Source organism: Haladaptatus sp. HS23, assembly GCF_056892285.1.
In genome coordinates this window covers 732,898-753,672 of record NZ_JBXGLH010000002.1, presented here as the reverse complement: position 1 = coordinate 753,672, position 20,775 = coordinate 732,898, and the positions used below count along the sequence as shown (strand labels likewise).

Annotated in this window: 19 protein-coding genes; 6 read left to right on the top strand and 13 right to left on the bottom strand. The window is 62.5% G+C overall.

The features are described from left to right. Positions 1–105 precede the first annotated feature (105 nt). Entirely contained in the window at positions 106–693 is a 588-nt protein-coding gene (locus AC1XDK_RS10130) for a DUF4352 domain-containing protein (RefSeq protein WP_483349765.1), read from the bottom strand. A gap of 153 nt (positions 694–846) precedes the next feature. Here AC1XDK_RS10130 and AC1XDK_RS10125 point away from each other — a divergent pair, with 153 nt between their 5' ends. The 3 genes from AC1XDK_RS10125 to AC1XDK_RS10115 are packed head-to-tail and all read left to right on the top strand — an operon-like array spanning position 847 to position 5,745. After that, the gene (locus AC1XDK_RS10125; protein ID WP_483349764.1) at positions 847–1,110 is read left to right on the top strand and encodes a DUF7518 family protein; all 264 of its coding nucleotides are present in this window, start codon (positions 847–849) and stop codon (positions 1,108–1,110) included. A 26-nt stretch (positions 1,111–1,136) separates the two neighbouring features. Beyond that, positions 1,137–4,715, top strand: a complete 3,579-nt coding sequence (gene smc, locus AC1XDK_RS10120; RefSeq protein ID WP_483349763.1) for a chromosome segregation protein SMC — start codon at positions 1,137–1,139, stop codon at positions 4,713–4,715. Beyond that, positions 4,708–5,745 (top strand): segregation/condensation protein A, encoded by a 1,038-nt coding sequence (locus AC1XDK_RS10115; protein WP_483349762.1) that lies wholly within the window; start codon positions 4,708–4,710, stop codon positions 5,743–5,745. Before smc ends, AC1XDK_RS10115 begins: the two co-directional genes overlap by 8 nt. On the opposite strand, the gene AC1XDK_RS10110 is transcribed toward AC1XDK_RS10115, so the two are convergent. Further along, the gene (locus AC1XDK_RS10110) at positions 5,742–6,812 is read right to left on the bottom strand and encodes a pyridoxal-phosphate-dependent aminotransferase family protein (RefSeq protein WP_483349761.1); all 1,071 of its coding nucleotides are present in this window, start codon (positions 6,810–6,812) and stop codon (positions 5,742–5,744) included. The genes AC1XDK_RS10115 and AC1XDK_RS10110 overlap by 4 nt on opposite strands. 174 nt (positions 6,813–6,986) lie before the next feature. Here AC1XDK_RS10110 and AC1XDK_RS10105 point away from each other — a divergent pair, with 174 nt between their 5' ends. After that, entirely contained in the window at positions 6,987–8,423 is a 1,437-nt protein-coding gene (locus tag AC1XDK_RS10105; protein ID WP_483349760.1) for a sugar porter family MFS transporter, read from the top strand. A gap of 58 nt (positions 8,424–8,481) precedes the next feature. On the opposite strand, the gene AC1XDK_RS10100 is transcribed toward AC1XDK_RS10105, so the two are convergent. Further along, complete coding sequence (locus AC1XDK_RS10100; protein WP_483349759.1) at positions 8,482–8,637, bottom strand: hypothetical protein; 156 nt, start codon at positions 8,635–8,637, stop codon at positions 8,482–8,484. Between the two features lie 77 nt (positions 8,638–8,714). Further along, a complete protein-coding gene (gene mtnP, locus AC1XDK_RS10095; protein WP_483349758.1) occupies positions 8,715–9,563 on the bottom strand; it encodes an S-methyl-5'-thioadenosine phosphorylase in 849 nt (282 codons plus the stop codon). Positions 9,564–9,721: 158 nt separating this feature from the next. Between mtnP and AC1XDK_RS10090 the strand changes: the two genes are divergently transcribed. Then, entirely contained in the window at positions 9,722–11,200 is a 1,479-nt protein-coding gene (locus AC1XDK_RS10090; protein WP_483349757.1) for an MATE family efflux transporter, read from the top strand. Here AC1XDK_RS10090 and AC1XDK_RS10085 read toward each other — a convergent pair whose 3' ends face one another. The 3 genes from AC1XDK_RS10085 to AC1XDK_RS10075 are packed head-to-tail and all read right to left on the bottom strand — an operon-like array spanning position 11,201 to position 13,127. Further along, a complete protein-coding gene (locus AC1XDK_RS10085) occupies positions 11,201–11,812 on the bottom strand; it encodes an HD domain-containing protein (protein WP_483349756.1) in 612 nt (203 codons plus the stop codon). Positions 11,813–11,825: 13 nt separating this feature from the next. Next, positions 11,826–12,536: a phosphoribosyltransferase gene (locus AC1XDK_RS10080; RefSeq protein ID WP_483349755.1), complete on the bottom strand. Its 711-nt coding sequence runs from the start codon at positions 12,534–12,536 to the stop codon at positions 11,826–11,828. A 36-nt stretch (positions 12,537–12,572) separates the two neighbouring features. Continuing rightward, positions 12,573–13,127, bottom strand: a complete 555-nt coding sequence (locus tag AC1XDK_RS10075) for a hypothetical protein (RefSeq protein ID WP_483349754.1) — start codon at positions 13,125–13,127, stop codon at positions 12,573–12,575. Positions 13,128–13,264: 137 nt separating this feature from the next. Between AC1XDK_RS10075 and AC1XDK_RS10070 the strand changes: the two genes are divergently transcribed. After that, positions 13,265–14,659 carry a chymotrypsin family serine protease gene (locus AC1XDK_RS10070; protein ID WP_483349753.1) on the top strand — a complete coding sequence of 465 codons (1,395 nt, stop codon included), beginning with the start codon at positions 13,265–13,267 and terminating at the stop codon, positions 14,657–14,659. Between the two features lie 119 nt (positions 14,660–14,778). Here the strand turns inward: AC1XDK_RS10070 and AC1XDK_RS10065 are convergent, their stop codons facing one another. The 6 genes from AC1XDK_RS10065 to AC1XDK_RS10040 all read right to left on the bottom strand — a co-directional run bounded on the left by AC1XDK_RS10065 (position 14,779) and on the right by AC1XDK_RS10040 (position 20,655). Then, positions 14,779–15,111, bottom strand: a complete 333-nt coding sequence (locus AC1XDK_RS10065) for a DUF8070 family membrane protein (protein ID WP_483349752.1) — start codon at positions 15,109–15,111, stop codon at positions 14,779–14,781. A 291-nt stretch (positions 15,112–15,402) separates the two neighbouring features. Next, positions 15,403–16,050: an HXXEE domain-containing protein gene (locus AC1XDK_RS10060; protein ID WP_483349751.1), complete on the bottom strand. Its 648-nt coding sequence runs from the start codon at positions 16,048–16,050 to the stop codon at positions 15,403–15,405. 121 nt (positions 16,051–16,171) lie between these two features. Further along, positions 16,172–17,068, bottom strand: a complete 897-nt coding sequence (locus AC1XDK_RS10055; RefSeq protein ID WP_483349750.1) for an FAD binding domain-containing protein — start codon at positions 17,066–17,068, stop codon at positions 16,172–16,174. Positions 17,069–17,163: 95 nt separating this feature from the next. Next, positions 17,164–17,658, bottom strand: a complete 495-nt coding sequence (locus tag AC1XDK_RS10050; RefSeq protein ID WP_483349749.1) for a (2Fe-2S)-binding protein — start codon at positions 17,656–17,658, stop codon at positions 17,164–17,166. 15 nt (positions 17,659–17,673) lie between these two features. Continuing rightward, the gene (locus AC1XDK_RS10045) at positions 17,674–18,270 is read right to left on the bottom strand and encodes an SRPBCC family protein (RefSeq protein WP_483349748.1); all 597 of its coding nucleotides are present in this window, start codon (positions 18,268–18,270) and stop codon (positions 17,674–17,676) included. Positions 18,271–18,315: 45 nt separating this feature from the next. Then, complete coding sequence (locus AC1XDK_RS10040; protein WP_483349747.1) at positions 18,316–20,655, bottom strand: xanthine dehydrogenase family protein molybdopterin-binding subunit; 2,340 nt, start codon at positions 20,653–20,655, stop codon at positions 18,316–18,318. Positions 20,656–20,775: the final 120 nt, after the last annotated feature.

Sequence of the window (20,775 nt, the reverse complement as noted above, 5' to 3'; positions counted from 1 at the left end):
TACAGACTGGTTGGTCGGGTGAGTGTTAAAAGCCTACGGGACGCCTCGAACGGCTATCTTCGCGTACGGAACGCGGTGCCGATTCCGGAACGACTCCGTGGTCGTTCACCGTCCTCGCCATCTGATGACGACCGGTCGATTCAGTTCCGTGTACGTCCACTGAACGGTGAGCTCCGACTGTGATACCGACTTCGGTATTTCGAATCGAAGTTCGCCGTCGCGTATCGCTCCCGGCTTGCTCTGCCCGCCTCGGTATCGATAGTGCGTGTACTCGCTACCGGTATAGCTCGTCGTCGAGTAACTCTTGCCGTTCGCTTTGAGTTTCAGCGTTATCGCTCTCGGTAACTCGTGCTTTTCCTTTCCTTCGTTTTTCGTCTCGACGGAGACGATGGCGAACTGCTTTCCCTTCGCCGGCGTGACTGCCGAACCCTGCCTGACGTATCGGTCCTTGAATTCGACCTCTTCGACGGTGATGTGTATTCCACCTTTCAGCGTCGCAGTCTTTCCGATTTGAAGCGTTCGGACGTCTCGTTTCTTCGGCTCGGAGGCGCTGTTCTTCGATTCGGTTTTCTGCCCTCCGTCTTGAACCGAGGACAGACGGCCCGCTACGCCCCCGGAAAGCCCCGCTCCGATTGCCGTGAGTGCTCGTCGTCGGTTCACGGTTCGGCGCTCAACCTCCTCTTTTAACCACATTGTGGCGGCTCGACGACACGAACGCGACGGCGTCGTTGAAATAGACAGCATCTCCATTGGTCCAGTTATACTATCATGTTTGATCGGAATCACGCGACTGTCTGCCGCATGTCTGACGCACATTTATTGATAAACCGTCACGCATACGTTACTATGACTAGCCAGCGCGACCGGATCGGTTCGCTCGAATCCCGAATGGAAGAACTGGAAGCGACGATTCGCGGCCTAACGGAGGAACTCGTGGAGGCGAACCAGCGCATCCGCGAACTGGAGGAGGCACGGGAAGCGGCGGAAGCAGCGAAAGTGGATGCGAAACCGGAATCGACACAGGCCGAAGAGGCTAAATCTGATGAGTCTAAGGACGACATAGAAGAAGAGGAGTCGTCCGAACCGGGTGACGACATCATCGTCGCGTAGGACTTCTCTCCCCCCACGAGCAATCCATGCACATCAAAACGCTCGTCCTCGACAAGTTCAAGAGCTTCGGCCGGAAGACCGAAATCCCGTTTTACGAGGACTTCACCGTCGTTACCGGTCCGAACGGCTCCGGGAAGAGCAACATCATCGACAGCGTTCTCTTCGCGCTCGGACTGGCGCGAACCCGCGGCATCCGCGCCGAGAAACTGACCGACCTCATTTACAACCCCGGCCACGACGGGGACGAAGCGGCGAGCAGCGGGCCGCTCGAAGCGTCCGTCGAAGTCGTTCTGGACAACAGCGATGGCACCCTCGACCGGACGCAAGTCGTCAACGCCGCCGGGACGGACAACGTCGGCGACGTGGACGAAATCACCATCAAACGCCGGGTCAAACAGACCGAGGACAACTACTATTCGTACTACTACCTGAACGGCCGCTCGGTCAACCTCTCGGACATACAGGATTTGCTCGCGCAGGCGGGTGTGACGCCGGAGGGCTACAACGTCGTCATGCAGGGCGACGTGACCGGCATCATCAACATGACGCCGTTCGAGCGACGCGAAATCATCGACGAAATCGCCGGCGTAGCGGAGTTCGACGCGAAGCGGGATGCGGCATTGGAGGAACTCGAAGTGGTCAAGGACCGCGTCGAGGAGGCCGAACTCCGAATCGAGGAGAAGGAGGACCGGCTCGACCAGTTGCGCGACGAGCGCGAGACGGCGCTCGAATATCAGGGCCTCCGCGAGGAGAAAGAGGAGTACGAGGGCTATCTGAAGGCCGCCGAACTCGAAGAGAAGCGCTCCGATTTGGACGCGACTCGAACGGACATCGACGCCAGAAAGGAGGAACTCGTCACCCTTCAGCGCGAGTTGGACGAAAAACAGGGAACGGTCGTCCGCCTCGAAGACGAACTGGAGGAACTCAACGCCGAAATCGAGCGCAAGGGCGAGGACGAACAGCTCGCCATCAAGAGCGAAATCGAGGAAGTCAAAGGGGAGATTTCCCGCCTCGAAGACAAAATCGAGACGGCGGAGGAGAAGATAGCGGACGCGGAAAACCGCCGCAGACAGGCGTTCGTCGAAATCGACCGCAAGCAGGAGACGGTCGACGAGTTGGGCGGCGACATCCGCGACATCAAAATCGAGAAGGCCTCGGTCAAGGGCGATATCGGCACCAAGGAATCGAAACTCGCCGAAATACAGGAGGAAATCGAGAACGTCGACACCGAGTACGACGAGGTGAAATCCGACCTCGCCGAGAAGAAGGAAGTGCTCGAAGACGAGAAAAGCGAGAAGAACGAGCGCCAACGCGAGAAAGACCGCCTGTTGGACGAGGCGAGACGGCGCTCGGACTCGGTGAACGAGAAGCAGAACGAACTCGCGTCGACCCGCGATCGAATTCCCGAACTCGAAACCGAACTCGGCGATTTGGCCGACGAACTGACCAAGGCCGAGCGAAACGCGAACCAAATCGAGGACGTGGTGTCCGACCTGAAGGCCGAAAAGTCCGAACTCCAGTCGGACCTCGATGCGGTGGAAGGGAAAATACAGTCCAAACAGCAGAAGTACGCCGAACTGGATGCGCGGGCCAACGAGAGCGGCGATTCGTCGTTCGGTCGCGCCGTTTCCACGATTCTGAACGGCGGGGTGGACGGCGTTCACGGTGCGGTCGCGCAACTCGGGGGCGTGAGCCAGCAGTACGCCACGGCCTGCGAGACGGCGGCGGGCGGCCGACTGGCGCAGGTCGTCGTGGACGACGACAGCGTCGGACAGCGCTGCATCGAGTATTTGAAACAGCGAAACGCGGGACGGGCGACGTTTCTTCCCATCACGAAGATGCAAAAGCGCCGCCTGCCGTCCCTGCCCAACACGCCGGGCGTGGTCGATTTCGCGTACAATCTCATCGACTTCGATTCGGAGTACGCGTCGGTCTTCTCCTACGTCGTCGGCGACACGCTCGTCGTGGAGGACATGGAGACGGCCCGCGAGTTGATGGGCGACTTCCGCCTCGTGACGCTTTCGGGCGAACTCGTGGAAAAGAGCGGGGCGATGACCGGCGGCTCGACCAGCGGGTCGCGCTACTCCTTTTCGGCCTCCGGCAAGGGCCAAATCGAGCGCGTGGCGCGCCAAATCAACGAGTTGGAGGACGAACGCCAGTCGATTCGTCAGTCCATCAGCGGCGTCGAGGAGCGGTTGGACGACGCCCGCGACCGACAGACCGACGCGACGGACCAAGTTCGAAGCATCGAGAACGATATCGAGCGAAAGGAGTCCGAACTCGAAACTATCGAGGAGCGAATCGGGTCGCTGCAGGACGACATCGAGGAGATACAGGAAGAACGCGAGTCGGTCACCGAGCGGATGGAGGAACTGGACGCCGAGGTGTCCGCCCACGACGAGACCATCGCCAGCATCGAAGCCGACATCGCGGACCTGGAAAGCGAACTCGCGGACTCGAAGATTCCCGAGTTGACGAGCGAGGCCGACGAGGTGCAGGCCGAAATCGACACGCTTTCCGACCGGATGGATTCGCTCGACGGCAAACTCAACGAACTGCAACTCGAAAAACAGTACGCGGAGGACGCCATCGACGACCTCCACGACGACGTGGAAACCGCCCAGAACCGGAAGACTGAGCAGGAGGAACTGATTTCGGACCTCGAATCGGACATCGAGGAGCGAGAGGAAATCCTCGAAGAAAAGCGCGAGGCGGTGTCCGAACTCGAAGAGGAACTGACCGAACTCAAGGACGAACGCGCCGAGTTGAAGGAGGAACTGCAGGACGCGAGGTCGAAACGGGACGCCCAGCAGTCGAAGGTCGAGGGCGTCGAAAATCGCCTCGAGAGCCTTCAACGGAGCGCGAGCCGTCTCGAAGAAGAGGTCGCGGAACTCCGCGAAGAGGTCGGGGAGTACGACCCCGAGGACGTGCCGGACCACGACGAGGTGCAGTCGAACATCGACCGACTCACTCGGCAGATGGAGGCGTTGGAACCGGTCAACATGCTCGCCATCGACGAGTACGACGAGGTCGATAGCCAGTTGGACGACCTGAAGGAGCGAAAAGCGACGTTAGTGGAGGAGCGCGACGGCATCCGGGAGCGTATCGACTCCTATGAATCGCAGAAAAAGGAGACGTTTATGGAGGCCTTCGACGCCATCGACGAGCACTTTCAGGATATCTTCACGCGCCTGTCCGCCGGGTCGGGCGAGTTGTTCCTCGAAAACGACGACGACCCGTTCGACGGCGGGTTGACGATGAAGGCGCAACCGGCGGACAAGCCCGTTCAGCGTCTCGACGCCATGAGCGGGGGCGAGAAGTCGCTGACAGCGCTGGCGTTCATCTTCGCCATCCAGCGCTACAACCCGGCACCGTTCTACGCGCTGGACGAGGTGGACGCCTTCCTCGACGCCGTGAACGCGGAACGCGTCGGCGAGATGGTGCACGAATTAGCGGGTGACGCACAGTTCGTCGTCGTCTCGCATCGCTCCGCGATGCTCGACCGTTCGGAGCGGGCCATCGGCGTGACCATGCAAGGTGACAACGTGAGCAGCGTGACCGGTATCCGGTTGGACGGGGAGCAGGAGGTGCCCGCGGGTGACTGACGGTTTTTCGGAGAAAAACCGAGACACGAGCGGCAACGCCGCGAGTAGCGATGTTCCGAAGGAGAATCGAAATGCGAGTAGCGCGGAACGGAGTTCCGCGGACAGTCGAGCGGCCACGCAGCGAGACGACGGCGACGCCGCGAACGAGGATTCTTCGGACGACATCCCGCTGGATATCGCCGGTCACGAGGACCGTGACCGAGAGGAGTCAGACCTCCTCTCCGACCTGCCAACGGAGGAATCGGACGACGAGGTGGAACCGGTCGAACTCCTCGTCCAACTCGCGGAGGAGGGCGAAATCGAACCGTGGGACATCGACATCGTCGACGTCACGGACAAGTTCCTCGACCGGTTGGATGGCACCGACCTCAGGACGTCGGGGCGCGCGCTGTTCTACGCCAGCGTCCTCCTTCGAATGAAAAGCGACGCCATGCTCACGGTGGACGAACCCGAGGAGGAGGAACTCGAACCGTGGGAGGCACCGATGTCGATGGACGAGACGGACGGCTTCGACCCCGTCGCGTCGCTCGAAGACGAGATGGAGCGCCGTCTCGACCGGAAGAGCGCCCGCGGAAAACCGGAGACGCTGGACGAACTCGTCCGCGAACTCCGGGAGCGCGAACGCGGGTCGTGGTGGAAGGAGTCGCGGACCTACGATACGAGCGGGTCGCCGCAGGGCTTCCAACGCGGGACCCAAACGCTCGATTACCACTCGGGCGACGACATGCGCTTCGACGACGAACCCACGGAGTCGGAGGTGACGGGCACGACGCACGACGAGGACATCGAGACGGTCATCGGCGACGTTCGGGACGCGCTGGTTTCACAGTACGAAGCGGGACGAACCGAGGTACTCTACGCGGAAATCGAGATGGTCGGTTCGACGCGAGTGATGACGTACCTCGCTCTGCTGTTTCTCGCCCACAGGGGAACGCTCGTGCTCGAACAGGACGACCTGTTCGGCGACCTCTGGGTGCAGGACGCCCGCGGTGCGGACGACGAGGAACCCCCGGAACTCCTCGCCGATTAATCGAGAACCGCTTCGAGCGCGTCCATCGTTTTCTCGACGGCTTCGAGGTCGGCACCGTATCCCATGTGACCGACTCGGAGGAGGTCCGCTGCCATCTCCCCGAGTCCCGTCGCGACGAGGATTCCGTGGTCGTCGTACAACCGCTCCTGTACCTCCTCCGCCCGTCCATCGATTTCGAAGGCCGTGACGGTGGGCGAACAGAGTGACTCCGTTCCGGGGAACGGTTCGAGGCCGAGTTCCTCGCCGCGTTCACGACAGCGCCGCGCCGCCGTTTCGTGGCGCGCGAACACGTTTTCTCGACCTTCGTCTAAAATCAGGTCCAACGACGCCTCCAACGCATAGAGGTTCGAGATTAGATGCGTGTAGGGTAAAAACGAGAAGTCGGCGTCCTGCCACGGTTCCAGACTCGTGTAAAACCCGTTCTGGTCCGTCTCCTCGACTTTTTCCCACGCCGCATCGCTGACGGACATCGTCGTCAGGCCGGGTGGCGAACTGAAACACTTCTGGGACGCGCCGAGACACACGTCGATGTGTTCGACCGGGACCGGCGCTCCGCCGAGCGACGACACGGCGTCCACGATGGTCAGCACGCCCGCCTCCTGCAGCGTCGTCAGAACCTCGTCGAACCCGTTCAGTAGCCCCGTCGGCGTCTCACAGTGGACCATCGTCGCGGCGGCGAAGTCGCCAGATTCCACGAGCGCCGTCACTTCGTCCGGGTCGAACGCTTCCCTGTAATCGACGTCGTGGAGTATCGGGTTGCCGCCCGCCATCTCCACGAAATCCGCGAAGCCGTCGCCGTACAGGCCGTTGGCGAGACAGAGTACGTCGTCCCCCTTCCCGACCACCGAATCGACGGCGGTTTCCAATCCGAGGATGCCCTCGCCGCCGAGGACGACCATCTCGTCGTCCGTTCCGTACACCCGCGCTAATTTGTCGAGTACCGTCCCGTAGTACGATTCGAACTCGGGGTTCACGTCCGGATTCATCGCCGGTTTCGCCAACGCCTGTCTGACCTCCTCGGGGACCGCCGTCGGTCCCGGCGTCATCGTGAGCGTGTTCTCGTCCATGGGTTCTATGCGTGCGTGGCCGAAGTTAAACTGTCCCTCCCCCCGTAACGATGTTGCCGTCGCTCGACGCCGCTATCTCCCCGAATATTTCTATAATCATTTTTTATTCCATCAACTTTTGGCCGAAGGAATGTAGTTCCCCCTCGCCGTGACTCCAATCCGGAGGCTCTCGCTTTGGAAAACACCACAGAAGATGGTAGTGGCACGAACCGATTCATCTACGTGACTGCCGTCATTGCGGCGTTGAACGGCCTGTTGTTCGGATTCGACACGGGCGTCATTTCGGGGGCGCTTTTGTACATCGATAAGAGCTTCACCCTCTCTCACTTCATGACCGAAGTCGTCGTCAGCGCCACGCTCGTCGGCGCTATCTTCGGAGCGGCCGTCGGCGGTCGGTTGGCCGACCGGTTGGGTCGGCGGCGACTCATGGTCGCCGGTGCGAGCGTCTTCTTCGGCGGGTCGGTCGTGATGGGACTCGCACCCAGCGTCCCGTGGCTCGTCGCGGGTCGCCTCGTGGTCGGGTTCGCCATCGGCGTCGCGTCGATGGTCGGCCCGCTCTACATCTCGGAAATCGCGCCGCCGAAGATTCGTGGCTCGCTCGTTTCGCTCAATCAACTCGCGGTGACGAGCGGCATCCTCCTCGCCTACCTCGTCAACTACGCGTTCAAGGGTCCCGGCGGTTGGCGTTGGATGCTCGGGTCGGGTGTCGTTCCGGCGGCGGTCCTCGCGCTCGGGATGTCGTTCATGCCCGAAAGCCCGCGCTGGTTGGTCGAACAGGGCCGCCGAGAGGAGGCCCGGTCGGTCCTCTCGAAAACCCGTTCGGAAGAGCGCATCGAGGACGAAATCGACGAAATCGAGCGGACGAAGGAGGCCGAAGACGACGACTTCTCGACCCTGCTAGAATCGTGGGTCCGTCCCGCGCTCGTCGTCGGCGTCGGTCTCGCCGTCCTCCAGCAGGTGACCGGCATCAACACGGTCATCTACTACGCGCCGACCATCTTCAAATCGACCGGGTTCGGTGCCTCGGCGTCCATCCTCGCCACCGTCGGCGTCGGCCTCGTCAACGTCGCCGCGACGATGTGTGCCGTCCTTCTCGTCGACCGCGTCGGCCGTCGTCCGCTCCTGCTCGTCGGACTTTCCGGTATGGCGCTCGCCCTCGGCGGACTGAGCGCCACGTTCTTCCTGCCCGGACTCTCCGGCGTCGTCGGGTGGGCCGCCGTGGGGAGTCTCATGCTCTACGTCGGCTTTTTCGCCATCGGGATGGGTCCGGTGTTCTGGCTGCTCATCTCCGAAATCTACCCGCTTCAGGTCCGCGGGTCGGCCATGGGCGTCGTCACGGTGGCAAACTGGGCATCGAACCTCCTCGTCTCGCTCACCTTCCTCACGCTGATCAACGGCGGGACGTTCTCGGGAGTCGAGTTTGGCGGCATCGGTCGGACTGGTACATTCGGCCTGTACGCCGGACTGAGCGTGCTCTCCCTGCTGTTCGTTTACTGGCAGGTCCCCGAGACGAAGGGTCGCTCGCTCGAGGACATAGAGGCCGACCTGCGTGACGGAACGAGCGGAAAATACTCGGACGCGACGGCGGAAACGGTCGAAGACTCGGACTGAATCGCCCGACGCGTTTCACGCTTCGACTTTCCGTTTTACGCTCCGTTATCTACGAACGTCACGAACGATACAGCAGGAGGGCGATTAGGAAAATCAATAGCAATGGGATGACTGAAACAGCGGTTTCGAACGGAACCAAGAGCAACACGATCGAGGCCATCACTACGAACTCCAGCGCCACCAGCACGCTGACGATTTCGCTCTGGTCCGCCATGTCCCGATATTGTCCGCGCACTAGTGTAAGTTTTCGGAACGATTGGAGCGATACCTGAGGCCCGTCTCGATTCCGATTCAGAGGTACTCGCCCGCGAGCAAGTCGACTTCCTCGAGCGTCTCCTCGGGAATCGCTTCCGTCGGGGTGTTGATGGTGCCCTCGAGCGCGTGGTCACAGTCACACTCGCGCTCCTCGGGCATCGTCCGAATCGCGTGTTCGACGACTTCCTTGATGGCGTCCTCGTTCTTCGCCGCGTTCTCCAACACCTCTTCCAACGTCACTTCGCTGTCTTCCTTCCACACGTCGTAGTCCGTGACGCCCGCCACCGTCGCGTAGCACATCTCGGCTTCGCGGGCGAGTTTCGCCTCCGGAATCGCCGTCATGCCGATGATTTCGAAGCCCTGTGCGCGGTAGAACTCGCTTTCCGCGCGGGTCGAGTACTGCGGGCCTTCGATACAGACGTAGGTGCCGCCCGAATGGTGGTCCGCGTCGGTCGCCTCGTCGCTTGATTCCGAGAGGTGAGAAACCATGTGCGGGCAGTACGGGTCCGCAAAGGGCATGTGGACGACCATGCCGTCGCCGAAGAACGTCGGCGTCCGGTGTTTCGTCCGGTCGAAAATCTGGTCGGGGACCACGAGCGTCTGTGGCGGGAGTTCCTCGCGGAGGCTCCCGACCGCGTTGCTCGCCAGAATCCGCTCCACGCCGAGTTGCTTCAGCGCGTGGATGTTCGCCCGGTAGGGCGCTTCGGTCGGCGTCTTCTGATGTTTCGGGCCGTGTCGGGGCAGAAAGGCGACTTCCTTCCCGGCGAGTTCGCCGATGGTGACGGGGGCGCTCGGTTCGCCGAAGGGCGTCGTCACGTTCTCCTCGCGCGTGTTTTCGAGCGGCAGTGCGTCGTAGATTCCGCTTCCGCCGATGAAGCCTATCATGACGGGTACTCGTTCCGGTGTCCACCTAAACGACACGGGTTCGGCTCACGTCCTCCCACGTCTCTCGTCTCACGATTTTCGACGCTCGCGTCGCTCCTATGCGATATGCCATCACATCATACGCGTTTTGAAATAGGTTCCCTGAGAGGTTACGTTCCATGTCATCTCCTCGTTCTGCGACGGGAATCACGGAGGGTCCGCTCGTCGGGCCGATGGTTCGTCTCGCGTGGCCCATCGTGGTCATTCAACTTTTGCAGGTCACGTACAACATCGCCGACACGTTCTGGCTCGGCGCGCTCTCCTCGGAAGCGGTCGGTGCGCTCTCGCTCGCGTTCCCCATCATCTTCTTCCTCATCTCCATCGGGGGCGGGTTCACCACGGCAGGGAGCATCCTCGTCGCACAGCACACCGGCGCTGGCGGCGAGGAGGAGGCGAGCGCAGTCGCGGGACAGACGCTCTCGTTCGTCTCCATCGTCGCGCTCGTCATCGCCGTCGTGGGATACCTCCTCGTGGACCCGATGCTCGGCTTGCTCCCCGCCGACGAGCAGACCGCCACGGTCATCGTCCCGATGGCGGCCGACTACATGCGGGTGTTCTTTCTCGGGTCGCCGTTTCTCTTCGGTTTCTTCGTCTTCTCGGCGCTCATGCAGGGGTACGGCGAGACCCGCCCGCCGATGCGAATCATGGCCGTCAGCGTCCTGCTGAACGTCGTCCTCGACCCGCTGTTCATCTTCGGCGTCGGGTCGTTCGACGGAATGGGCATTCAGGGTGCCGCGGTGGCTACCGTCTTGTCGCGGGCCGTGGCGACCGTCATCGGCTTGTACGTCATCTTCGGCACCGACGCGGGACCGAGCGTCGAACGGAGACACCTCTCGCCGGACGTGGACCGCATTCGGGAAATCGTCCGTATCGGCGTTCCGACCGCCGCCGAGCAGTCCACGAGTTCGTTGGCGATGGTCGTCCTCACTGGCATGGTGGCGACGTTTCCACCAGCGGTCGTCGCCGCCTACGGCCTCGGAAACCGTCTCTCGTCGCTCGTCTTCCTCCCCGCGATGGGACTCGGACAGGCGACGAATACAATGGTCGGGCAGAACCTCGGGGCGCGGAAACCGGACCGCGCGGAACGGGCGGTTCGATTGGCCGGAGCGCTCGTCGCGGGCGTGATGTTCGTGGTCGCGCTCGTCGCGTTCCTCGTCCCCGAACCGCTCGTTTCCGTGTTCCTCTCCGCCGACTCGCCGCAAGCCGTGGCGACCATCGCCTACGGGAGCGACTACCTCAGAATCATGGCCCCGATGTTCGTCTTCATGGGCGTCCTACAGGTCGTCCTCGGCGCGTTCCGCGGCGCGGGCAGCACCAGAACCGCACTCGCGTTCTCGATGGTGACGCTGTGGGTCGTCCGCGTTCCGGCGACCTACCTCCTCGTCTTCCTCGGCGACTGGGGTGCGACCGGGATTTGGACGGGCGTCGCGCTCGGTGACACCGTCGGTGCAATCGTCGCCGTCGCGTGGTTCCTCCGCGGAACGTGGCAGAAAGCGGTGGTCGCGGATGCGGACGGGGAGGCGGATATCGAGGCGGATGCGGGTCCGGAAACGGATTCCGACGCGGAGACGGACCCGGAACCGCCGGTGGCGGACTGATTACTCGCCTGCCCCGCCCTCGTCCCCGTCTCGAACCGTCTCGTAGCGCGTCCGGATTTCCACGAACAGTTCCCTCCCGACCCCGGTGCGGAGTCGCGGTTCCGCCGTGGCGAAGAACTCGTCTAGGTCCTCGTACTCCCCGAACTGCTCGTTCTCCCTTTCGCCGTCGTAGCGGTTCTCGCGTTCGTAGACGAGCGCTTGCAGGCACATGTCCACCAAATCCATGTCCTTGACGAAGACGGACTCGGACGTCTCGCGGGCCTCGTACTCCTCCCACAGGTCGCGGATTTCGGGGTCGAGCGCGGGCGCGAGGTCGTCCATGGCGTCGCGTTCCCGACGGTCTTTCTCCGCCGTCGAAACCCGCTGGTCGGCGTCGTTCACGCGAGTGGCGACGTCGCCGGTTTTCGCCTCCGCGAGGTCGTGGACGAGCGCCATGCGGAGCGCTCTGTCGGTGTCGATATCGGTCTCTCGCCCGTACTGCAAACAGAGCAACGCGACGCCCCACGTGTGTCCCGCGACCGACTCGGGGTTGGAGATTCCCCGGAGTTGCCACCCGGTTCGGCGTTCGTCCTTCAGGGCGAACGCTTCGACGAGCGAGTCGATGGTGTCCATGGTCTCCCGACCGCTACTGAACGCCCGTCGCGTTCTTCAGCAGTCGCCAGCCGTCGTTTTCGCGGGCGAGGACGTCCCGACGAACCATCTCTTCGAGAACCTCGCTCAAACGGTCGGGTTGGGCGATTTCCATCTGGATTCGCTCCACGTCGTGGTACTCGTTGAGGTAGTGGCGGACGTCGTCCTTCGAGAACACCTCGTCGTCGGCCCGGTCCATCGCGCCGCTCGTGATGTCTATCATGTCCTCGATGAAGTTCCACGGGTAGACCATCCACGCCCACTCTTCGAGGCGCTCGCCGACGTAGTCGGGGTCGAACTCGCTGGTCTGGAGGAGTTGGAGGGTTGCCGTCCGAATCTCCCCGGCGTCGCGGTCCTCGACGTACTCGCAGGCGTGTTTGAGCGATCCGCCCGTGTCCGCGATGTCGTCGATGATGAGCACGTCCTTCCCCTCGACGCTTCCCTCGGGCATCGGGTAGCGGACTTCCGGTTCGCTCGACTTCTTGGCTGCACCCACGTAGTGTTCCATCTTGAGGCTCGTCAGGTCGTCCAAGCCCAGGAAGTCACAGATACATCGCCCGGCGAACCAGCCACCGCGTGCGAGCGCCACGATGACGTCCGGTTCGAAGTCGGAGGTTTTCACCTGTTCGCTCACGTCACGGCAGAGGCTGTAGATGTAATCCCAGTTGGTGATGGTACATTTGAAATCGTCCGGGATGTCGCTCATACTATCCGAACCTCGCGCGTCGTCACACTTAACGGTTTACAGGCGGTCGTGTGCGTTCAGTTGGACGCACCGCCGAACCCCGAGAAACACCCGCTGGTCGTTGTATTCGCCCGTTCGGAGGAGCCGAATCGCGTGTGCCGTGGCGAAGTGGTTTCCGTCCACGACACGTGGAGCAACCCCGTGGTCGGGTTTGAACAACACGAGTCGCCGAGTTCCTCCCGGCAATCCGTCCGCGATTTCACGGATTCGCGTCACGTCGATATCCTCGTACGTCCCGTCCAACTCTTCCGTCAGAATCCGCCGTGCTGCGCCCATGAGGCTCCCGTCGGGCGACAGCCGTCGCCACGACTCCTCCTTCGGCCCGTCGATGACTCGGAGCCGTCGGAACCGAGATTCGTCGAAGTCGACCCGATACCACGCGACGGGATATCGCCAGAGAAACGAGGCCTGAAACGCACACGTGTCGAGCAGTTTCGCGACGAGTGCCCACTCCGGTTCGTCCGGGTCGAACTCGACGTCGATTCCCGGTTTGGCTCGTTCGTTTTCGAGCCACGTTCGGACGACTTCGATTTGGGGGACGCGCTCTCTCATGGATACCGGAGTACGATTCCCGCGTGCAAAACGCTGTCCCGGCAGTCGCCGTCAACTATATTACGATTCGAGCCTTAATATCATCGACTCAGGCAGTGAAAATACTTTCGACGGACCTGTCCTGACGACCCCCTACCATGGCGAACACACAAGAGTACGAACACCTCCTCGATTGCAAGAACGTCCTCGCCGTCGATTACGACGACGAGACGAACACGCTCACCGTCTTCGTCTCCCAGAAACTCCCGGACGCGGACCTCGCCGACGAGGACAACGTGAAAAAGCGCGTCTCCGGCGTCACCGTCCACGTCGAAGACGCTGGCTACGGCGACGAACGAGACGGGTTCGACGCACTCGCGTTCCTCGAACCACTCCCGGACGCCGAGGCGGGGCGCCACAACCGTCACCGACCGGTGGTCGGCGGCGTCAGCGAAATCAACGCGAAATCGACGGCGGCGACCGCCGGACCGTATCCCGCCCGCGTGACCGACACTTCGGCGGGAAACTGGGGCGACTCGATTTCCGAGGGCGACCTCGTTCGCCTCTCGAACAACCACGTCTACGCCCGGGTGAACAAAGGGAAGTTCGGCGAACCGGTCATCCAGCCCTCGCCGATGGACGGCGGAAGCATGCCCGACGACAAGACCGGCGAACTCCGCGGCTACGTCACCGTCGAGGACGGCGCGTTAGTGGACGTGGCAGCGCGCTCCGTGGACCCCGAGCAGGAATCGTCGGAGTACTACAAGTTGGACGACTCGTGGCCGACGAGCGTCCGCCGCAAGGACTACCGCTCGCTCAAGGGCCAAACCGTGACGAAGTCGGGCCGCACAACCGGCGTCACGCAGGGCGACGTGAAGGCAACCGGCGCGAGCGCTCGGGTGAACTACGGCGACGCCGGGACCATCACGCTCCGCGACCAACTCATCGCGGGGCCGATGTCGAAGGGCGGCGACAGCGGGTCGCCCGTGTTCCTCGATTCGACCGGCGAACTCGTCGGCCTGCTCTTCGCCGGCTCCTCGCGCCAGACCATCTTCTCCAAAATCGCGGCCGTTGAGTCGGAACTCGGCGTCGAACTGCTCACCGAGGAACCCGGCGAGGGCGGGAGCGGTGGCGGAGACGGTGGGAGCGGTGGCGGAGACGACGGGAGCGGCGGCGATGGTGGACGCGGCGGAGACGGCGGCAGCGGCGACGGGTCGGTCACCTACCGCGAGACGTTCGACACCACGGTCACGGTTTCGACCGACGGCCCGGAACTGTCCTTGAAGTCGTTCTCGGTGTCCGGCGCGACCGAGTCCGGCAAGCAGATGAAGGCGACCGCCGAGGTGTCCGGCACCGCCGAGGTGTCCGGCACCGCCGCGGGAACCGGATGGCTCTCCGTGCAGGGGAATCGAACCACGTTCGAGTTGACCGACGACCACGCCCGCGACGGAGCCTTCGTCCGCGACGTGTCCCTGACAGTCGAGATTCCCGACTCCTCGCCGGACACCTTCGATTTGCACGTTACCGGAGGCTACGTCGTTGAGTCGTCGTAATCGCCATCGGAACTGAATGCAAGGCGCACATCTTTCACCCCGTGCCTACAGGTCGTCGTGCCCGTGGTGCTACCGTAGCAGAACGAGGAAAAAACGCCACGAGAAACCCAAACAACATCTCAGACGACGGCGAAGGTCGCAACGAGGCTCCAGAGGACGATGCCGAGGAGGTAGAACGTGAGGACCGCTCGATTGTTCGTGGGGAGCGAGGACCCGATGTGCAGCTGTGATGGTGCGGCGTCCGTTTCTACGAAGTCGTTATTTCCACCACCTTCCATCGCCATGGTCGGGCCGCTTCCGGTCCGTGCATGGAGAAAGGAGAACACGAACAGGGACACGATTAGCAGCAGGCCGATGGCTTTGCCGTAGACATACGTGAGCGGGACGACCGTTACACCCGCTGCAACGACGGTGTACGCGAGGAGGGCGGAGGCGAGCGTATTCCGTTCCATAGCTTGATGCAGTGAGTTGTGGACATAAGTTTTGTGAGGAACCAACGTCTATTTGATTGCAATGTCGAGTTCGATTGCTCCGAACAGTCAGGGGAAAAGTAGTCTGTGTTCTGGGATTTCGGCGCGTTTCAAGACGCGTGATCGGTTCCATAACTGAAGTAGAACGTGCGACAGTAGCGAAGTCAATTTCTCGAACTCACCTGGTTTGGACGGTTGACTTCCTGTGGGCAGTATAAGCGGCAGTAGGTTCTGAGATTCTCATATTCATCGTCGTCTGGCGAGCTCACGTTTCTACTCGACCTCAAACCGTTTCAATTCGTCTTCGGTGAAGGCGTACGGTGAATCTTCGCCGCCGAGCAATCGTTGTTCAATAATATAGAAGATGAGAAACAGGGCGATACTCATGTACACGACTGCAAACACCCAATCCCATGTGCTCACCAGGTCATTTGCTAGAATGTAATATATGTAAATCACGCCGATTGGGACGTGACCAAAAACAGTGGTGGCAACGCCGGGACTATAGAACGATCGTATCTTCAGATTCACATAAATAGCGTGGCCGAGGAGTTGAACAATCAAGCCGACAAGGACAGGTGCTAGACCTAGCCAAATCACGTCGGGGAAAAAGACTGGAAGCAAGTAGAATCCATACGCAAAGGTAAGGTTAGCCGCCATGGACGAATTCCGGTTAAGCGGGTTCATAAAGCGATCGAGGTTTAAACTCGGTAATAATACATTATTCGCGACCGCTGGAAATCCACCTGGCCAGCTGTACTCCTCAAATTGATGCAGTAGAACTACAATAAAATTGAACAATAAGAGTTTCTGTAAAAATACAGTATCATTCCAAGCAAATATTAGGTAGCCCCCGGCAACTATTGCTGAAATAAGACCAATGTCGGCCCAATGCCGCCTTAGAAATTGTAAGGGAGTCATTTTTCCTCTTTGTCGTTGATTCGTTTGTTTTTGTGGACAGTCTGGACCCGAAGTGATCCGCGGCCTCCGGTACCATCGTTCATGTAGGTTGGGTCGCGGTGCGTGAAAGCGGTGGCGCGGGTCAGTCGGCCGCCGCGCTGTCCGCCCCCGTAGTCGCCCGTTTGATCGCGTCGGTGAGCGCCCGCTCAGTGTACACCTCGAGGAGGTGTGCGCGGAAGTCGGCCGATGCCTGCTGGTCGGCGAGGATCATCGCCTCGTCGAGGTCGTCCGTCGCGTGCTCGGCCGCGGCCGCCGTCGCGTCGTCAGCGGACGCTCCTTCGAGAGCGTCCTCGACCGCCGGAAGGCGGACCCCGTGGTCCATCACGCCGTTCGCCGCGACCCGGGCGTCCACCACGGTGCCGTCTTCGACCGTTACGGAGGCCGCGACGCCGACCATCGCGTACCCCGATGAGGGGCTCGGCTTCTTCACGTACGCCCCGCCCGCGTCGCTCGCATGCGGCACGCGGACCGTCGTCACCAGTTCGTCCTCAGCGACGTCCGTGGCGTACATCCCGAGGAAGAACTCCTCGGCGGCGACCTCGCGTTCGCCGTCCTCGCCCTGCACGACGAGCGTCGCGTCCGCCGCGATGGCGGCCCCCGGCATGTCGGAGGCCGGGTCCGCGTGCGCGAGGTTCCCGCCGATCGTCCCGCGGTTGCGCACCTGCACGTCGCCGACGTTCGCGGCCGCCTCCGAGAAGACGCGCGCGTTCGAGCGCAGACTCGCCGAGTCGGCTATCTCCGCGTAGTGCGTGAGCGCGCCAATGCGCGTCTCTCCGTCTCGCTCCTCGATACCGGCGAGCCCCTCGATGCCGCCGATGTCGACGAGGACCCCGGGGCTGGCGAGCCCTGACTTCATCGTCGGGAGGAGGCTGTGCCCTCCCGCGAGCAACTCGGGGTCCTCCGTGCTGTGCTCCGCCATCAACGCCAGCGCCTCCTCGACGCTCGACGCCTCGTAGTAGTCGAATTCGTCCGGGAACATTTACGCGTCCTCCGCTTCGTTCACCGCGCGCCACACTCGTTCTTCGGTCATCGGCATTTCGACGTCTTCGGCGTCGACGGTTTCGACCGACATCGTCAGTCGCCCTCCGCGGACGCCGCGCCGTCGAGTTTCTCTACCGCGGTTTCGACGGCGTTGACGATGTTCTGATAGCCCGTGCACCGGCAGATGTTGCCTTCGAGTGCCTCGCGGATCTCCTCGCGCGAGGGGTTGGGATTGTCCTCGAGTAACTGCTTCGTGGTCATGATCATGCCGGGGGTGCAGTAGCCACACTGGAGGCCGTGTTCCTTCTGGAAGCTCTCCTGTATCTGGTGGAGGTCTTCGCCGTCGGTGAGGCCCTCGACGGTCGTGACGTCCGCGCCGTCGGCCTGGACCGCCAGCATCGTGCAGGACTTCACCGCCTTCCCGTCGACGTGGACGGTACACGCCCCGCAGAGACTGCTCTCGCAGCCGACATTCGGGCCCGTGTACCCCAGTTCGTCGCGGAGAGCATGTATCAGAAGTGTCCGCGAGTCGACTGTGAGCTCTTCTTCCGTTCCGTTGACGTCGAGTGTTATCTCGTGTTCTGTCATCTTTCTTTGATCCTCTCAGAGTAGGTTCCCGAGTCGGTCGCGGAGCGAGCCGGAGTCGTCCATCTCGACGCCCCGTAGCTGGCTCTCGACGTTCCCGAAGAACTGGTTGACCACGCGGTTCGCGACCGGGTTGATCAGTCGCTGGCCCATCTGTGCGATCCGGCCGAAGACGTCGGTGTGCGCCTCCCACTCGACCGCGACGCCGTCGTCGGTCTCCGCGAGGTGCATCCCCGCGTCGAGTTTAAACGACGAATTACTCGCGTTCCCTTCTCCCGACGCAGACATGTCGGGGAACTCCCGGTGGTCGATCGTGATGACCGTCTCGAAGGACGGCTTCACGCTCCCGACACCGATCTCGACGAGCGCGGCGTATCGACCGCCCTCTTCGAACGCGCGTTCCGCGACGTCCTCGGGGTCGGCGTCCGGGAGCGTCGAAGGGGTTTCACCGCCGGCGCGTTCGCGGAGTTCGTCGAAATCCACGTCCCCCTCGTCGACCGCGATGAGGAACTCACAGCCGGGAAGTGCCTCCTCGATCAGGACCGGATCGGAGAGGCCGATCCAGGCTTCCTCGGTCGTGACGTCCTCTATCTCGAACGTTCCATCGAAGTTCATGCGGCTATCGCCTCGTATGCTGGACGGTGTATGTCATGGTACATTCTAGTCATCCGTGGCCTGAGCGTCTTGGACGGCGCGCCAGACGGTCTCCCCCGTGAGCGGCATGTCGACGTGATCGACCCCGAGGGGCCGGAGGGCGTCGATGACGGCGTTGACGACAGCAGGAGGGGCGGCGAGAGTGCCGGACTCGCCGACGCCCTTCACGCCGAGTGGATTCGTGGGGCTGGGCGTCACGGTGCTGTCTGTCATCATTTCGGGGACTTGCTCGGCTGTCGGTACCGCATAGTCCTGGAGTGAACCCGTGACGAGCGTGCCGTTGTCGTCGTACTCAGCGCCCTCGTAGAGCGCCTGACCGACGCCCTGCGCGACGGCGCCGTGGATCTGCCCCTCGACGATCTTCGGGTTGATCTGGACGCCACAGTCGTCGACGGCAGCGTACCGTTCGATCTCGATGTCGCCCGAATCGGGGTCAACGGCAACGACGACGGCGTGCGTGCCGAAGGAGTAGGCGGTGCCGTCCGGCTCGAAGAAGGTCGTCGCTTCGAGACCGGGCTCGACGCCCGGCGGGAGCATCATCCCGTAGGCGGCCTTCGCAACCCCTTCGAACGACGCTGATCGCTCCGGGGCTCCCTCGACGTGGAACGTCCCGTCCTCGTAGGCCACGTCCTCTGGCGCCGCCTCGAACTGGCTCGCGGCGACCTGGCGTGCCTGCTCTACGACGTCGCGGGCGCTCTGGGCAACCGAGCTCCCGCCGGTGATCGTGCTCCGGCTGCCGAACGTGCCCGTTCCCGTCGGGATCCGGTCGGTGTCGCCCTCGACAACCTCGACGTCGTCGTAGTCAACGCCGAGTTCGTCCGCGACGATCTGCGCGTACGTCGTCTCGTGACCCTGGCCGTGCGAGTGCGTGCCGGCAAAGACCGTCGCGCCGCCGTCGGGGTGGACGCGGACGACGCCGGATTCGAAGCCGCCGCCGGTAGACTCGACGAAGCACGCGAGGCCCACGCCGACGAGCCGACCGTCCTCGCGCTCCGTCCGTTCACGGACGGCTTCGTAGTCGACGAGTTCGAGCGCACGATCCATCGTGGGCTCGTAGTCCCCGGAGTCGTACGTTGCGCCCACGGCAGTCTCGTGTGGGAAGTCGTCGGGATCGATGAGGTTCCGGCGGCGAAACTCGGCCGGGCTCATGTCGATGCTGTCCGCGGCCCGCTTCACAAGTCGCTCGATGACATAGATGGCTTCGGGCCGACCCGCACCGCGGTAGGAGCTAATCGGCGCGGTGTTCGTGAAGACGGCTCGCGACCGGCAGAAGATCGCCGGGAGGTCGTACTCGCCGGCAAGAAGACGGCCATACATCAGTGCGAGCGCTGGGGCGATGTCGAGTACGTATCCGCCAACCGCCGCGTACGTGTCCGCGCGGAGCCCGCGCATGGTCCCATCGTCGTCGAGGGCGAGCGCCGCCGTCGTGACGTGATCGCGGCCGTGCGTGCCTTCGAGGTAGTTCTCCGATCGGGTCGCCACCCACTTCACGGGGCTGTCGAGCTGGACCGCGGCCCACGCCGCCATTGCGTCGCCCGGGAAATGGTGGCTCTTCTCGCCGAATCCGCCTCCGACGTCGGGCGAATTCACCCGAATGTCGGTCTCACGCATCCCGAGCGTCTTCGCAAAGTTCGAGCGGTGGCGGTGGGGGGCCTGGCTCGTCATCTCCACGAAGAGTCGGCCGTCGTCCATCCGTGCGATCGCTCCCCGGGTCTCCATTGCATTCGGGATCAGTCGATTGTTTACGAGGTCGAGCTCCACGACGTTGTCGGCTGTCTCGAACGCCTCATCGGTCGCGTCCTCGTCACCGAGTTCGCCGGACGAGATGATGTTGTCCGGACAGGACTCGAAGATCGTTGGCGCCCCCTCACCCGCTGCTTCCCTCGGGTTCACCACGGCGTCCAGTCTCTCGTACTCTACGTTCACGGCATCGACCGCGTCGGCGGCCACGTACCGCGACTCGGCGACCACCGCCACCACTGGCTGTCCGTGGTAGTGGACGTGCCCGTCCGCGAGTACGGGGTGGTCTGGCACTTCGGCTGACATCGGTATCATATCCTCGACGCGGATGCGACCCGGCGAGTCCGACGCCTCGACATCCTCCCAGGTAAAGACGGCGACGACTCCGTCCATCGATTCTGCCGCACTCGTGTCGATACTCGTCACGTCCGCATGCCCGTAGGGGCTCCGCGCGAACATGAGGTGCGTCATCCCGGGAACCGAGATGTCGTCGGTGTACCGTGCGCGCCCCGTCACCAGATTGGGGTCCTCACGACGCTCCATTTCGCTCCCGACCAAGTGTTCGCCCTCAGCGAGCGCTTCGGCGGATTCGATATCGGAGTCCATTACCGACCGAACGTTTGGCCGGTATGTATGCTTTTCGCTCCCGACCGAACGTTCGGTACTCCAATTTACATGGGGAGAAACGATTGCTATCCTACCTACGTTCGCTGGGACGAATAGAAT

Coding starts and splice junctions, on each gene's coding strand:
- AC1XDK_RS10130 (WP_483349765.1), bottom strand. CDS start 693: ATGTGGTTAAAAGAGGAGGTTGAGCGCCGAACCGTGAACCGACGACGA.
- AC1XDK_RS10125 (WP_483349764.1), top strand. CDS start 847: ATGACTAGCCAGCGCGACCGGATCGGTTCGCTCGAATCCCGAATGGAA.
- smc (WP_483349763.1), top strand. CDS start 1,137: ATGCACATCAAAACGCTCGTCCTCGACAAGTTCAAGAGCTTCGGCCGG.
- AC1XDK_RS10110 (WP_483349761.1), bottom strand. CDS start 6,812: ATGGACGAGAACACGCTCACGATGACGCCGGGACCGACGGCGGTCCCC.
- AC1XDK_RS10100 (WP_483349759.1), bottom strand. CDS start 8,637: ATGGCGGACCAGAGCGAAATCGTCAGCGTGCTGGTGGCGCTGGAGTTC.
- mtnP (WP_483349758.1), bottom strand. CDS start 9,563: ATGATAGGCTTCATCGGCGGAAGCGGAATCTACGACGCACTGCCGCTC.
- AC1XDK_RS10090 (WP_483349757.1), top strand. CDS start 9,722: ATGTCATCTCCTCGTTCTGCGACGGGAATCACGGAGGGTCCGCTCGTC.
- AC1XDK_RS10085 (WP_483349756.1), bottom strand. CDS start 11,812: ATGGACACCATCGACTCGCTCGTCGAAGCGTTCGCCCTGAAGGACGAA.
- AC1XDK_RS10080 (WP_483349755.1), bottom strand. CDS start 12,536: ATGAGCGACATCCCGGACGATTTCAAATGTACCATCACCAACTGGGAT.
- AC1XDK_RS10075 (WP_483349754.1), bottom strand. CDS start 13,127: ATGAGAGAGCGCGTCCCCCAAATCGAAGTCGTCCGAACGTGGCTCGAA.
- AC1XDK_RS10070 (WP_483349753.1), top strand. CDS start 13,265: ATGGCGAACACACAAGAGTACGAACACCTCCTCGATTGCAAGAACGTC.
- AC1XDK_RS10065 (WP_483349752.1), bottom strand. CDS start 15,111: ATGGAACGGAATACGCTCGCCTCCGCCCTCCTCGCGTACACCGTCGTT.
- AC1XDK_RS10060 (WP_483349751.1), bottom strand. CDS start 16,050: ATGACTCCCTTACAATTTCTAAGGCGGCATTGGGCCGACATTGGTCTT.
- AC1XDK_RS10055 (WP_483349750.1), bottom strand. CDS start 17,068: ATGTTCCCGGACGAATTCGACTACTACGAGGCGTCGAGCGTCGAGGAG.
- AC1XDK_RS10050 (WP_483349749.1), bottom strand. CDS start 17,658: ATGACAGAACACGAGATAACACTCGACGTCAACGGAACGGAAGAAGAG.
- AC1XDK_RS10045 (WP_483349748.1), bottom strand. CDS start 18,270: ATGAACTTCGATGGAACGTTCGAGATAGAGGACGTCACGACCGAGGAA.
- AC1XDK_RS10040 (WP_483349747.1), bottom strand. CDS start 20,655: ATGGACTCCGATATCGAATCCGCCGAAGCGCTCGCTGAGGGCGAACAC.